Consider the following 640-nt stretch of genomic DNA (forward strand, 5'->3'; position numbering starts at 1 on the left):
GTGTCGCTCCCCGGGGCCGACGACGGCTCGACGAGCGCGACCCTGGACGACCAGGTGGCCGCCGTGGTCGCGGCCGTCGACGCCAGCGACCGCCCGTTGGTCGTCGGCCACTCGGCCGCCTGCACCCTCGCGTGGATCGCCGCCGACCAACGCGTTGCCGCGGTCTCCGGGCTGTCCCTCATCGGTGGCTTTCCCAACGCCGACGGGGAGGCCTACGCCGACTTCTTCGAGACCACCGACGGGGTCATGCCGTTCCCGGGCTGGGAGAAGTTCGAAGGTCCCGACTCAGCCGACCTGGACGACGCGGCGAAGGCGCGGCTCGCGTCCGGCGCGGTCCCGGTGCCCGAAGGCGTGTCGAAGGGAGTGGTCCGGTTGGCTGATGAGGGCCGGTATGCCGTCCCGGTGCAGCTGGTCTGCCCCGAGTTCGGCCCGGGCGAGGCCAAGGAGTGGATCGCCGCCGGAGACCTGCCCGAGCTGAGCCGCGTGGAGCACCTCTCCTACGTCGACCTCGATTCGGGGCACTGGCCCATGATCACCCGGCCGGCCGAGCTCGCGGCCGTCCTCGACGAGGCCGCCCGCTCGTCGTGAGGGAGCGGCCGGTGCGCCGGCTCACCCGCGCCCAGGCACGCCGGATCGCGGT

Annotated in this window: 1 protein-coding gene; it reads left to right on the top strand. The window is 73.6% G+C overall.

Annotated features, from left to right (window positions below; translation table 11 throughout):
- On the top strand, nucleotides 1-588 hold a 588-nt coding region (locus FRW57_RS22520), incomplete at its 5' end, for an alpha/beta fold hydrolase (RefSeq protein WP_152187128.1).
- Nucleotides 589-640 lie beyond the last annotated feature (52 nt).

Origin of the sequence: Segeticoccus rhizosphaerae (genome assembly GCF_009192725.1) — a bacterium.
Taxonomy (GTDB): Bacteria; Actinomycetota; Actinomycetes; order Actinomycetales; family Dermatophilaceae; genus Segeticoccus; species Segeticoccus rhizosphaerae.